Genomic DNA, 13,287 nt, shown 5'->3' on the forward strand with positions numbered 1-13,287 from the left:
GGTTGATAAGAAGTGGGTTGCTTGTAATTGTCGCGCTAGCGGTTCGCGGACATGCTCTTGGGTCCTCGTCCGAGCGTGACACCGCCCGACTGGGCGATCTCGCGGATGCCGTACGGGTCGAGCATCTTGAGGAGCGCTTCGAGCTTCTCGGACGTGCCGGTCGCCTCGACGGTGACCGATTCGGGCGAGACGTCGATGACCTTCGCGCGGAACAGGTTGACCACGTCGATGATCTCGCCGCGGTTGGCCGCGTCGGAGCGGACCTTGATCATCATCAGTTCGCGGGAGACCGAGTTCGACGGCTCCTGCTCGACGATCTTGATGACGTTGATCAGCTTGTTGAGCTGCTTCGTCACCTGTTCGAGGGGGAAGTCGTCGACGGTGACCATGATGGTCATGCGCGAGATCCCTTTGAGTTCGGTCGGGCCGACCGCGAGCGACTCGATGTTGAAGCCGCGGCGCGAGAACAGTCCGGACACGCGCGCGAGCACGCCCGGCCGGTCCTCGACCAGAACGCTCAGCGTATGGGTGGTGCTCACAGCGAATCCTTCCCGTTCATGACTTCGTGGACCTCGACGGGTCCGCCCGCCGACTCCTCGTCGTCGAACAGCGGCCGGATGTCCCTGGCCGCCATGATCTCGTCGTTGCCGGTGCCCGCGGCGACCATCGGCCACACCTGGGCGTCCTTGCCGACGATGAAGTCGATGAGGACGGGACGGTCGTTGATCTCGCGGGCCTTGGCGATGGCGGGCGCGACGTCCTCTTCCCGTTCGACACGCATCGACACGCAGCCGAGCGCCTCGCCGAGCTTGACGAAGTCGGGGATCATCCGCGAGTGCGTCGCCAGGTCGGTGTTGGAGTACCGCTCGTCGTAGAACAACGTCTGCCACTGGCGGACCATGCCGAGGTTGCCGTTGTTGATGAGGGCGACCTTGATCGGGATGCCCTCGATCGCGCAGGTCGCCAGCTCCTGGTTGGTCATCTGGAAGCAGCCGTCGCCGTCGATGGCCCAGACTTCCTTCTCCGGTGCGGCCGCCTTGGCGCCCATCGCGGCGGGAACCGAGTAGCCCATCGTGCCCAGGCCGCCCGAGTTGAGCCACGTGCGGGGCTTCTCGTACTTGACGAACTGCGCGGCCCACATCTGGTGCTGGCCGACGCCCGCGACGTACACGGCGTCCGGTCCGGCGATCTCACCGAGCTGCTGGATCACGAACTCGGGCGACAGCGAACCGTCCGACTGGCCGTCGTAGCTGAGCGGGAACCGCGAACGGATGTCGCTCAGGTACTCCCACCACGCGGCGAGGTCGGGCTTGGAACCGCCGGTGGCGTGCTCGGCGCGCAGGGCCTCGATGAGGTCGACGATCACGGCTTGCGCGTCACCGACGATCGGGACGTCGACGTCGCGGTTCTTGCCGATCTCGGCCGGGTCGATGTCGGCGTGGATCACCTTGGCGTCCGGGGCGAACGAGTCGAGCTGGCCGGTCACGCGGTCGTCGAAGCGCGCGCCGAGGGTGATCAGCAGGTCGCTGCGCTGCAGGGCGGCGACGGCTCCGACGGTGCCGTGCATGCCCGGCATGCCCATGTGTTGCGGGTGGCTGTCGGGGAACGCGCCGCGCGCCATCAGCGTGGTGACGACGGGGATCCCGGTGAGTTCGGCGAGCTCCATCAGCTCGGCGGACGCCTCCGACTTGATGACGCCGCCGCCGACGTACAGGACCGGCTGCTTGGCCTGCTGGATGAGGCGCGCGGCCTCCCGGATCTGCTTGCCGTGCGGCCGGGTGACCGGACGGTAGCCGGGCAGGTCGAACTGCGGCGGCCACGAGAACGTGGTCTGCGCCTGCAGGATGTCCTTGGGGATGTCGACGAGGACGGCGCCGGGGCGGCCGCTCTCGGCGATGTAGAAGGCCTCGGCGATGGTGCGCGGGATGTCCGCGGCCGAGCTGACCAGGAAGTTGTGCTTCGTGATCGGCATCGTGATGCCGCTGATGTCGGCCTCCTGGAAGCCGTCGGTGCCGATCAGCGCCCGACCGACCTGGCCGGTGATCGCGACGACCGGGACCGAGTCCATCTGCGCGTCGGCGAGCGGCGTGACGAGGTTCGTGGCGCCGGGGCCCGACGTCGCCATCATGACGCCTGCCTTGCCCGCGACCTGGGCGTAGCCGGTCGCGGCATGGCCCGCACCCTGCTCGTGACGGACCAGGACGTGACGGACCTTGGTCGAGTCGAGGAGCGGGTCGTACACCGGGAGGACGGCACCGCCCGGAATGCCGAAGACCACTTCGACGCCGAGCTCTTCGAGCGTGCGGACCACCGACTGTGCGCCGGTGACGCGCTCGGGTGCGACGCTCGCGCCGCCCGATCGCATGGATTCCGTCGACGGCGACTGCGGCCGCGGCGAACCGTGTGCTGTTGGATTACTCACTGCACGTTCCTCATCCTCGTGTGCCAGTAATGTGTCCGACACTCTCGCCCAAGATCGGCGACGCGGTGGTCACCGGGTCCTGGCAAGAAAAAACCCCCGACAGCGGGTGCTGGTCGAGGGGCGCGTCGTTGGTGTTTCGGAAGGGTCTACGAAGTGACCGATCAGGCGTTGACGCGCCGACCGAGTACTACGAGAATCTTCTGATCCATCACACGGAACAAAGTAGAGCAGCGCGACGGATCTAGTCAAATCCGCCCGCGACGCGTCCGCGTCCGCTATTCGGGCCACATGGAACAATGAGTGCCGTGACCGATTCGGCCTTCGACTTCAAGATCTCGCGGCTCGCGTACGCCGCCGTCCCCGTCACCTTGTTCGTGGTGGTGATTCTGATGGGCGGTTCCGTGTGGTTCGCGTTCGCCGCCGTCATCCCGTTCGCGATCGCGTGGTGGATCCATCACCTGCGCACGCACGTCGACTCCGACGGGATCATCGCCGTCGGAACCCTGCGGACCACCACCCTCGCGTGGGACGAGGTGGCGGGCCTCCGCTTCCGGAAATGGGGTTCGGTCCAGGCCGTCACCACCGACGGCCGCGAGATCCGCCTGCCCGCAGTCGGCTTCGGCGACATGCCGATCATCTCCGCGGCCAGCGGCGGGCGCGTCCCCGATCCCTTCGCCGCCGAACGCGAGGCGCGTCGAGCCGCGCGGGACTGACCAGGCGCGCCCAACCAGCTCGGCACGACGGCGTCGAATGGTCGGCGCACCTCGGCGACGTCGAAGACGGCGGGAATAGCCTGCATGCCACGCGCGTAAAGTAGAAGGACAGTCCCCGGCCGTCAGCCCGGCAGGGGCAGGGACAACTATTCAGCGATTCGTAGCGAGGAACTCATGCCAGCCCTTCGGTCTCGGACCACCACGGTCGGCCGCGAAGCAGCCGGCGCACGCGCCCTGTGGCGTGCCACCGGAATGACCGACGACGACTTCGGGAAGCCGATCGTCGCCATCGCCAACTCGTACACGCAGTTCGTGCCCGGTCACGTTCACCTCAAGAACGTGGGCGAGATCGTCGCCGAGGCCGTCGTCGCGGCGGGCGGCGTGGCGAAGGAGTTCCACACGATCGCCGTCGACGACGGCATCGCGATGGGCCACGGCGGCATGCTGTACTCGCTCCCCAGCCGCGAGATCATCGCCGACTCGGTCGAGTACATGGTCAACGCGCACACCGCCGACGCCCTCGTCTGCATCTCGAACTGCGACAAGATCACGCCCGGCATGCTGAACGCGGCGATGCGCCTGAACATCCCCACTGTGTTCGTCTCCGGCGGCCCGATGGAAGCCGGAACGTCGGTCGTCATCAACGGCGTCGTCCGACCGGGCACCGATCTGATCGACGCGATCGTCGCCTCCGCCGACAGCAACGTCAACGATCAGGAACTGCTCGAGGTCGAGCGGTCGGCGTGTCCGACGTGCGGCTCGTGTTCGGGCATGTTCACCGCCAACTCGATGAACTGCCTCACCGAGGCGCTCGGACTCTCGTTGCCCGGCAACGGTTCGACCCTCGCCACCCAGGTGGCCCGCCGCGACCTGTTCTCCCGCGCGGGAGAACTGGTCGTCGACATCGCCAAGCGGTACTACCAGGACGACGACGAGTCGGTCCTCCCCCGCAACGTCGCTACCCGCCAGGCCTTCGAGAACGCGATGGCGCTCGACGTCGCCATGGGCGGTTCGACCAACACCGTCCTGCACATCCTGGCCGCGGCGCAGGAGGGCGAGGTCCACTTCGACCTGCACGACATCGACCGCATCTCGCGCAACGTCCCGTGCCTGGCGAAGGTCGCACCGAACTCGCCGAACTACTACATGGAGCACGTGCACCGGGCGGGCGGCATCCCCGCCATCCTCGGCGAGCTGAACCGCGCCGGCCTGCTGAACCGCGACGTCCACCCCGTCCACGCCCCGTCGTTGGAGGCGTACCTCGCCGATTGGGACATCCGCAGCGGAACCGCGACAGACGAGGCGATCGAGCTCTTCCACGCGGCGCCGGGCGGCGTCCGGACCGTCGAACCGTTCTCCACGTCTAACCGGTGGGAGTCGCTCGACACCGACGCCGCCGACGGCTGCATCCGCGACAAGGAACACGCCTACACCGTCGAGGGCGGCCTCGCCGTTCTGCACGGCAACATCGCGCAGAACGGAGCCATCCTCAAGACGGCAGGCGTCGACGAGGCGCTGTGGCACTTCCAGGGCCCGGCGCGCGTCGTCGAGAGCCAGGAGGACGCCGTCCACGCCATCCTGTCGAAGGAACTGCAGGCAGGCGAAGTGCTCGTGATCCGCTACGAGGGCCCCGCCGGCGGCCCCGGCATGCAGGAGATGCTGCACCCGACGGCCTTCATGAAGGGCACCGGCATGGGCAAGAAGTGCGGCCTGGTCACCGACGGCCGGTTCTCGGGCGGCTCATCGGGCCTGGTCATCGGCCACGCCTCCCCCGAAGCGGCAGCAGGTGGCGACATCGGTCTGGTCGAGAACGGCGACGAGATCCTCATCGACGTCAAGACCCGCACGCTGAAGGTGCTCCTCGACGACGAGACGCTCGCCGAGCGTCGCGCCAAGATGGAGGCCTCCGAGCATCCGTGGCAGCCGAAGGAACGCCAGCGTCCCGTCACGAAGGCTCTGCGCGCCTACGCGAAGCTCGCGACGTCGGCCGACAAGGGCGCCGTCCGCGTCGTCGACTGACCTCGGCTCCGGCAACGACGAAGCCCCTGCACTCGACGGCGAGTGCAGGGGCTTCGTTCGGCAGACGGGGGTGATCAGTTCCGGACCAGCGGGTTGGCTCCGTTGAACACGACCCACACGGCGACCGCCGCGCCGACTCCGATGAGCAGCCACACGAACGATCCCCATGCCGGACGACGCGCCCATCCCCATCTGCGGTCGCCCGAGTAGAGACCGGGGCCGGTCAGGATGAGGGCCGCGGCGGCGGCCGCGAGCACGATCTCGAATTCGACGCCGTTTCCGCCGCCGTCGCTCGCGAAGAACCAGACGCCGCCCGCGAGGGTCGCCTTGTAGGTCATCGCGACGAGGATGCTGCCGAGGACGGCCGATCCGGCGATCGGGGTGAGCAGACCCAGCACGAGCAGGATGCCGCCCGCGGTCTCGCTGACCCCTGCCGTGAGGGCCAGCCACTTGGTCACGTCGGGGTCGAAGCCGCGGCTCGGATCGGCCGCGTTCTGCAGGAAGTCGGCGAATCCGTCGAGCCCCGGACCGTTCATCCAGCCCGTCAGCTTCTGCAGGCCGTGCACGGTGAACACTCCGCCTACGGCGAGCCGCAGGATCAGCAGGCCGAGGTCGAGGGTGCCGCGTCGCACCGGTGCGGGTTCGGCGACGCTCACCGCCACGGGTTCGTCGGACGGCTCGGGTTCAAAAGGCTCGGTCTCGTACTCGGGGATCTCGATCGGCGTGGTCGGCTGCGGTTCGATGTACGGCAGCGGATCCTGCGTCAGGTGCTCCGCGGTACGACGCTCACCGCGCGGGCGGTCGCTCTCGTCGTCGACCCCGGCGAACGGCTCGGTGGTGACGGGCTCATTCGACGAGGTCACCTCGACGTCGCTCAGCGGCAGTCGCGTCGTCGCCTCTGTCGGTTCGTCGTCGGACGTCGGCCGTTCGATGACCGCAGTGTCGTTCACGTCCGCGGGCGACGACGCCTGCTCGATCGCGACCGTGTCGTTCGCATCGGCCTCCGGTTCCGCGAGCGGTCGATCGTCGACGACGTCGGGCGCCTCCACGGCACGATCGTCGAGCGGCGCCGGGTCTGGTGCGGGGCGACGACCGTGCCGCTCGATGAAGCTGTCCCGGTCGGGCTGCGGTCGACGGGGCCGCCGCGGCACAGGTCCACGCGTCGGCGTCGGATCACTGTCGTCAAAGCTGTTCACACAACCGAGGTTATGCGCAGCCCCATGTGTACGGCCTGAGCGGCACCCGACGATTTGATAACGATCGTTTAGGGTGGACGGCATGCCCCTGCCTTCCGTCCTGTCGCGCCGCGCCGCCGCCGTGGCCGTCGCCGTCGTCACGACGGCGGGCGTCGCCGGATGCGCGAGCTTCCAGGATCAGGAGAAGACCGCGGCCGACGGCACGTTCAGCGACGTGCCCACCTACGTCTATCAGGTGCCGTCGACGACGCCGCAGAACCCGGCGGACGACGGACCCGTGGCGACCGGCCCGTGCGTCGACCCCAACCCGGCGGTGATCGCGACCTGCCTCGACTCGACCGCCGGACTGCGGCCCGCCGACGAACAAGGCGTGACGACGTACGTCGCCGAACGGACCACCGGCAAGATCATCCTGTCCAAGCGATACGGACCGCAGCGCGCGATCGCGAAGGTCGACGTCGACGCGTCCGGAGACGGCGGGCTCGTCGACTTCGAACTGTCGCCCACGTGGTCCGAGGACCAGATGATCTTCGCCCTCATCACCACACCGTCCGACAATCGGATCGTCCGGATCGCGTCGACCGGCTCGGTGAAACCCGTCCTGACCGGCATCCCGAAGGGCTCGACCGGCAACCTCGGCTCGATCGCGTTCACCGGCCCGAACGAGCTGACCGTCGCCACCGGCGACGCGGGAGACCCCGGTGCCGCGAACGACCGATCGTCGCTCGCAGGCAAGATCTTCACGATCGATCCCAATCAGTCGTCGCCGAAGCCGGTGATCGAGGCGTCCGGCCTGGGGTCGAACGTGGCCCTGTGCCGCGACAGCAGCGACGGCAGGCTCTACGTCGCCGACAGCGGCGCCGCGGGCGACCGACTGTCCCTCGTGACCCAGAACTCGTTGAAGACCCTCTGGACCTGGCCCGACCGTCCGGGCCTCACCGGCTGCGCGACCGGCACCGATTCGATCACGGTGTCGATCGCCTCCAAGAAGCGGCTCGACGTGTTCGGGAAGCCGTCGGCCAACAAGCCGACGGTGTCCGAACCGTCCAGCGAGGACATGTCCAAGACATTCGGCGCCGTCGGCCGACTGACCTCCCTCGGCGGCGCGTTCCAACTCGCCACCGTCAACAAGACCGCGTCGAACGCCAAACCCGTCGGCACCGACGACCGCGTCGCGATCTTCATGCCGAAACCGCCCGCCGACGACCGCACCTGACGGCTTCACTCCCCTCCGCTCGTTGAGCGGAGCGCCGTCCTGAGCGAGCGTGCGAGTCGAAGGGTCGAGACGTCGCACAGCGCACGTTCCTGCGGGAGCACAATCCCAGGTCACCCATCAATTCGATGTTCGTCCGTTCGGACTACACGTCGAACGTACGTATCTGTCAGAGGTGATTCATATCATGGATGTAGTTCTTCGGTAGCGCGAGGAGCTGCACGTTCATTGACAATTCGATAGCGCCCGGTCCGGGCGAACCGAACCACCGGTCCCCACAGGGGGAACCGAGCAGGCGGTGGACTTGGCGCAGCCGGGATGGCACCCGGCACATCCGGCACCTGTCGTGACCGTACCGTCGCCCACCGACAGTCGGCGACGGATCTTGTGCCTGCCGCGGAGCATTCGTCGCTGAACGAGATGACCCTGACCTCTGACGACGAAGGTCGGGTTGCCTCGACGATCTCGCTGGATAGTGGTGGCGGGGGAAGGATTGTCGGCGGCGCGCGATCCGTTGATGCGGCCGGTGCCGCTGCCGGACGGGTCACGCGATCCACGGTGCACGGCACAGCGCCGCGCGGATGCGTTCGGACAGATCATCCGGACGTACGTCGCGGGGTCGGAACGTCCGACGAGCGGCGGTGTTTGCCGCACGTGTTCATCGAACCCGGAGGTACGCACCCGATCCGGTCGCACGCAAGGAGAACGCTGACGATTCACAACGACGCGGCAGCGTGAACGCCGCTCGCGGCGCGCGAATCAGGCGCCGCAGGCGGCGAGGACGAGTTCCTTCACGCGCGCCGGATCGGCCTGGCCGCGAGTGGCCTTCATGACGTCGCCGACGATCTTGCCTGCGGCCTGGACCTTGCCGCTCCGGATCTTGTCGGCGATGTCGGGGTTGGCGGCGAGCGCCTCGTCGACGGCCTTCTGGAGGGCCGAGTCGTCGCGGACCACTTCGAGACCGCGGTCGGCGACGATCTGGGCCGGTTCGCCTTCACCGTCGAGGACGGCGACGACCACCTGCTGTGCGAGCTTGTTCGTCAACTTGCCGTCGGCGACGAGCCCGATCACCTCGGCGACCTGCTTCGGCGTGATCGACAGGTCAGCGAGCTCCACCTCGCGAGTGTTGGCCTGCTGCGCGAGGAACGACACCCACCAGCTGCGTGCGGCGTCGGCGGGAGCGCCGGCCTCGGCCGTCGCGATGATGAGGTCGACGGCCCCGACGTTCACGAGGTCGCGCATGACCTCGTCGGACACGCCCCACTCCGCCTGGATGCGCGCTCGGCGGACCCACGGCAGCTCCGGCAGCGTCGCACGGATCGACTCGACCCACTCGGGATCGGCGATCACCGGCGGCAGGTCGGGCTCGGGGAAGTACCGGTAGTCCTCGGCGGTCTCCTTGCGGCGACCGGCCGACGTGGTCCCGTCCGTCTCGTGGAAGTGGCGCGTCTCCTGGATGATCTCGCCGCCCGCCGACAGCACCGCGCCCTGGCGGCCCATCTCGAATCGGACCGCGACCTCGACGCTCTTGAGCGAGTTGACGTTCTTCGTCTCGGTGCGGGTGCCGAACTCGGTGGCATCCTTGTCCATCAACGACAGGTTCACGTCGCAGCGCATCGAGCCCTGGTCCATGCGGACGTCCGACACGTCGAGCGACTTCAGGAGGTCGCGCAGGGCCGTCACATATGCGCGCGCCACCTCGGGTGCCCGTTCGCCCGCGCCCTCGATGGGTCGGGTGACGATCTCGACAAGCGGCACACCCGCGCGGTTGTAGTCGAGCAGCGAGTGGCTGGCTCCGTGGATGCGGCCGGTGCTTCCGCCGATGTGCAGCGACTTCCCGGTGTCCTCCTCCATGTGCGCGCGCTCGATCTCCACCCGCCACACGGTGCCGTCGGCCAGGTTGACGTCGAGGTGGCCGTCGTAGGCGATTGGCTCGTCGTACTGGCTGATCTGGTAGTTCTTCGGCTGGTCCGGGTAGAAGTAGTTCTTCCGGGCGAACACGCTCGACTCACGGATCGAACAGTTCAACGCGAGACCGATCTTGACTGCTGACTCGATGGCCTTCGCGTTCGCGACAGGCAAAGCGCCCGGGAGCGCCAGGCACGACGGGCACACCTGGGCGTTCGGGTCGCCGCCGAAGGTCGTCGGGCAACCGCAGAACATCTTGGTCTCGGTGCCCAGTTCGACGTGGACCTCCATGCCCATGACCGGGTTGTACGCCGCGATGACGTCGTCGAAATCCATCAGGTCGTCGGTAGCCGCACTCATGGCGTCCATCGTATCTGGGGGTCGAGATCGGGGATTGTCCCGATGCCCGTTAACGCCTCGCGTCCATACCGTTGAGACATGGATCGACGGCGACCCGCCCGATCCGAACTCCCCCGAGAGGACACGCCATGACCACCGCAGCCAAGCGCCTGCACCGCTCCCGCACCGACAAGTGGATGGGCGGTGTCGCGGGCGGCATCGCCGACTACTTCGGCGTCGACTCCACCTGGGTGCGCATCGCCTTCGTCGCATCGATGCTGCTGCCCGGCCCCCAGGTGCTGCTCTACCTCGTCCTGTGGCTGGTCATCCCGCAGGACTGACCTGCGCGGCGACAGTCAGCCGAAGATGGCTCGGGCCCCGAGATACTGCTCGAGCGGGACGTTCTTGGTGTGGCCGACGGCCTCGGAGAACGGGACGCGTTCGACGCTCATTCCGCGGAGGGCGACCATCTGTCCCCAGGCCCCGTCGGCCACCATGTTGCTGACCGCCTGCCCGAAACGGGTTCCCAGCACCCGGTCCCACGCCGACGGGACGCCGCCCCGCTGAATGTGGCCGAGCACCGTCGCACGCGTCTCGATTCCGGTCTTCTCCTCGATGAGCGGGGCCAGGATCTCGGCGATGCCGCCGAGTCGGGGACGGTTGAAGCCGTCCAGCCCCTTGTGGGAATGCGCCTCGTCCATGTCGGGGAGAGTGAAGCCCTCCGCCACCACGACCATCGGTGAGCGGCCGCGGTCCTGGACGCTGCGCACCCACTCGCAGATCTGCTCGAGACTCTCCGGGTGCTCGGGGATCAGGATCGCGTGTGCGCCGCCTGCCGTGCCCGCGAACATCGCTATCCAGCCCGCATGCCTGCCCATCACCTCCAAGACCATGCAGCGCTTGTGGGAGTTGCCCGTGGTCCGGAGTCGGTCGACGGCCTCGGTCGCGATCTCGACGGCGGTGTTGAAACCGAACGTGTAGTCGGTGGCTTCGAGATCGTTGTCGATGGTCTTCGGCACACCGACCACCGGGATCCCGTCCTCGTACAGCCGATTCGCGGCGGCCATCGTGCCGTCGCCGCCGATCGCGATCACGCCGTCGACGCCGAGCCTGCGCATGTGGCTCTTGATGTTGTCCGGGGTGCCGTCCGGTTCGGTGTACGGACCGAAGCGGCTCGTCCCGAGGATCGTGCCGCCCTGCGACGAGATGCCGCGGACCACGCCGCGGTCGAGGGACATCACGTCGCCGTACACGAGGCCGCGGTATCCGCGGAGATAGCCGACGAACTCCTGGTCGTGCAGCGTCTCACCTTGAAGCACCGTCCCGCGGATCACCGCGTTGAGGCCGGGGCAGTCGCCTCCGGAGGTCAGGATGCCGAAACGGCCCATCGCGCAAGTCCTCTCACGTCGCCGCGGGGCGCCCATCGCGCCACCGTCGACCGGTTCCATGACAACACTTTTCGCGGCGACGCGGAGGCTACTTGAGTCCGTTCTCGTACGCGAAGACGACGGCCTGTGCCCGATCGCGCAGTCCGAGTTTGGCGAGCACGTTGCTGACGTGCGTCTTGACGGTCTGCTCGGACACGAACAGTTCGGTCGCGATCTCCGCGTTCGACTTCCCGTCCGCGACGCATCCGAGCACTTCCCGCTCGCGGGGCGTCAGGACATCGGCCGCCGCCGACGCCGGCCGCGTCGCACGCGAGGTGACCTCGGCTATGAGCCGTCGCGTCACAGACGGCGCCAACAGCGCGTCGCCGGCCGCGACGACGCGGACCGCGCGCACAAGTTCGTCCGCGGGCGCGTCTTTGAGCATGAATCCGGACGCACCGATCCGCAGGGCGGAGTACACGTAGTCGTCGATGTCGAACGTCGTCAGCATCAGCACGCGAGTGGGCGACCCGCTGGAGATGATCTGCTCGGCGGCCCACAGTCCGTCCCGCCGCGGCATCCGCACGTCCATCAGGACCACGTCTGGCCGCAGCCGGGTGCACACGTCGACCGCCGCGACACCGTCTTCCGCGTCCCCGAGCACCGAGATGTCGGGCGCCGCGTTCAAGAGAGCGGCGAAACCCGCTCGCACCATCGCCTGATCGTCGGCGATCACCACAGTCACAGCCACTCTGACGAGCCTATCGAGTGGGCAGCGGGATGCGGGCGGTGACCGCGAACCCGCCGTCCGACGTCGGACCGTGCGTCAGCTCGCCGCCCACGGCGGACGCCCGCTCGTTCATCCCGACCAGCCCGTGTCCACTGCCCGCACCGTCCGGCTCGGCGACGGCCGGACCGTTCACGATCGACACGATCACGTCGGCCCCGTCGCGGTCCAGGCGGACGACCACCTGGGCTCCGGGCGCGTGACGAGCGGCGTTGGTCACCGACTCCTGCACGATCCGGTACGCGGCGGCTCCCGCCGCGCCGGGGTCGCCCCATCGGTCGACGCGGTCGGCGAAGTCGATGTCGACTCCCGCGGCCCTGGCCGACGCGACCAGCTCCGGGAGGTCGTCGACGCCCTGCATCGGAGTCAGCTCGACGTCGGCGTCGCCGTCGGACGGCCGCAGCACGCCGAGGAGTTGTCGCACCTCGTCCAGCGACTGGCGGGCGGCGTCGGCGATCGCCGTGAACTCGGCGTCGGCCCCCGGGCCGATCGTCTCGGCGGGATCGGCCGCGGCGAGACGGTACTTCGCGGTCTGCGACATCACCACCACCATCGACATGCGATGGGCCACCACATCGTGCAGTTCGCGTGCGATCCGCGCCCGTTCAGCCAGCACCGCTTCCCTCGCCTGGGCGTGCTCGGCCACCACCGACCGTTCGGCGATCACCTTCTGCGCGGACATGCGGTAGCGCACGAACGACGTCCCGATGGCGACGACGACCAGCGCGAAGATCCACCCGATGCGCATGTCCGGGGTGAGCCCGACGACAAACGCCCCCGCGGTGATCAGCGTGAGGACCGGGACCTTGTCGAGCGGCTGTGTCAGCAGACCCGCGAAGGTCATGACGAGCAGCGTGATGAACATGGGGATCGGCATCGGCATCGGCGCGTTCGACGCCGGGAACAGGCTCGCGACCGCAGCCGTCACGGTCACCATCGCCCAGCCGACACGCACGGCTCTCGGTCCGGCGAACACGAACGCCAACGACCACGCCGACCCCGCGGCGAACACCGGCAGGAGGAAGGCGGCGATGTCGTGGGTCTCGGCCGTCGTCGGCCAGGTGATCGCGGTGAACGTCGCGGCGAGCAGCAGCCCGATCCAGTTCCGGCGACTGTCGAGGTATCGACGGACCGCCGGGTCGGGCACGGCGTCGAACGACACGCGTTCGATCGCGCGGCGAGCTCGGGACAACGTTTTCACCCCTCGACCGTAGATCGCCGACCGGGGCTGCCGCCTCCCCCGTGAGAGGGAGATCGGCCCTCGCCCGCGAGGGTGACGTCGACCGGTCGGGTCACCGGTGAGTACTGCGGCACAATCGCTTT

The 13,287-nt window shown here is 68.3% G+C and carries 12 protein-coding genes; 5 read left to right on the forward strand and 7 right to left on the reverse strand.

Annotated features, from left to right (window positions below):
• Positions 1 to 35: 35 nt before the first annotated feature.
• Both ilvN and GYB83_RS20230 read right to left on the reverse strand, forming a co-directional pair.
• Positions 36 to 539, reverse strand: a complete 504-nt coding sequence (gene ilvN / locus GYB83_RS20225; protein ID WP_161897097.1) for an acetolactate synthase small subunit — start codon at positions 537 to 539, stop codon at positions 36 to 38.
• Positions 536 to 2,422: an acetolactate synthase large subunit gene (locus tag GYB83_RS20230; protein WP_161897098.1), complete on the reverse strand. Its 1,887-nt coding sequence runs from the start codon at positions 2,420 to 2,422 to the stop codon at positions 536 to 538. The genes ilvN and GYB83_RS20230 overlap by 4 nt, the downstream gene beginning before the upstream one ends.
• Before the next feature lie 296 nt (positions 2,423 to 2,718).
• Here GYB83_RS20230 and GYB83_RS20235 point away from each other — a divergent pair, with 296 nt between their 5' ends.
• Positions 2,719 to 3,135 (forward strand): PH domain-containing protein, encoded by a 417-nt coding sequence (locus GYB83_RS20235; RefSeq protein ID WP_161897099.1) that lies wholly within the window; start codon positions 2,719 to 2,721, stop codon positions 3,133 to 3,135.
• Between the two features lie 174 nt (positions 3,136 to 3,309).
• A complete protein-coding gene (gene ilvD, locus GYB83_RS20240) occupies positions 3,310 to 5,154 on the forward strand; it encodes a dihydroxy-acid dehydratase (RefSeq protein ID WP_161897100.1) in 1,845 nt (614 codons plus the stop codon).
• A 74-nt stretch (positions 5,155 to 5,228) separates the two neighbouring features.
• Here ilvD and GYB83_RS20245 read toward each other — a convergent pair whose 3' ends face one another.
• Positions 5,229 to 6,350, reverse strand: coding sequence for a DoxX family protein (locus GYB83_RS20245; protein ID WP_228461655.1), 1,122 nt, complete (start codon positions 6,348 to 6,350; stop codon positions 5,229 to 5,231).
• Positions 6,351 to 6,432: 82 nt separating this feature from the next.
• Here GYB83_RS20245 and GYB83_RS20250 point away from each other — a divergent pair, with 82 nt between their 5' ends.
• Together GYB83_RS20250 and GYB83_RS23725 are read left to right on the forward strand one after the other, a co-directional pair.
• Entirely contained in the window at positions 6,433 to 7,566 is a 1,134-nt protein-coding gene (locus GYB83_RS20250) for a PQQ-dependent sugar dehydrogenase (RefSeq protein WP_161897102.1), read from the forward strand.
• 514 nt (positions 7,567 to 8,080) lie between these two features.
• On the forward strand, positions 8,081 to 8,275 hold the full coding sequence (locus tag GYB83_RS23725; RefSeq protein ID WP_267130344.1) for a hypothetical protein: 195 nt from the start codon (positions 8,081 to 8,083) through the stop codon (positions 8,273 to 8,275).
• A 47-nt stretch (positions 8,276 to 8,322) separates the two neighbouring features.
• On the opposite strand, the gene gatB is transcribed toward GYB83_RS23725, so the two are convergent.
• The gene (gatB, locus tag GYB83_RS20260) at positions 8,323 to 9,831 is read right to left on the reverse strand and encodes an Asp-tRNA(Asn)/Glu-tRNA(Gln) amidotransferase subunit GatB (protein WP_161897103.1); all 1,509 of its coding nucleotides are present in this window, start codon (positions 9,829 to 9,831) and stop codon (positions 8,323 to 8,325) included.
• A gap of 128 nt (positions 9,832 to 9,959) precedes the next feature.
• Here gatB and GYB83_RS20265 point away from each other — a divergent pair, with 128 nt between their 5' ends.
• A complete protein-coding gene (locus tag GYB83_RS20265) occupies positions 9,960 to 10,151 on the forward strand; it encodes a PspC domain-containing protein (RefSeq protein ID WP_161897104.1) in 192 nt (63 codons plus the stop codon).
• A gap of 15 nt (positions 10,152 to 10,166) precedes the next feature.
• Here GYB83_RS20265 and GYB83_RS20270 read toward each other — a convergent pair whose 3' ends face one another.
• The 3 genes from GYB83_RS20270 to GYB83_RS20280 form a co-directional block, all read right to left on the reverse strand.
• A complete protein-coding gene (locus tag GYB83_RS20270) occupies positions 10,167 to 11,198 on the reverse strand; it encodes an ATP-dependent 6-phosphofructokinase (protein ID WP_161897105.1) in 1,032 nt (343 codons plus the stop codon).
• An 88-nt stretch (positions 11,199 to 11,286) separates the two neighbouring features.
• Positions 11,287 to 11,928, reverse strand: a complete 642-nt coding sequence (locus GYB83_RS20275) for a LuxR C-terminal-related transcriptional regulator (RefSeq protein WP_161897106.1) — start codon at positions 11,926 to 11,928, stop codon at positions 11,287 to 11,289.
• A gap of 10 nt (positions 11,929 to 11,938) precedes the next feature.
• Positions 11,939 to 13,165: a sensor histidine kinase gene (locus tag GYB83_RS20280; RefSeq protein WP_161897107.1), complete on the reverse strand. Its 1,227-nt coding sequence runs from the start codon at positions 13,163 to 13,165 to the stop codon at positions 11,939 to 11,941.
• Between the last annotated feature and the right edge of the window lie 122 nt (positions 13,166 to 13,287).

Source organism: Gordonia spumicola, from assembly GCF_009932475.1.
In the GTDB taxonomy this organism is placed as follows: domain Bacteria; phylum Actinomycetota; class Actinomycetes; order Mycobacteriales; family Mycobacteriaceae; genus Gordonia; species Gordonia spumicola.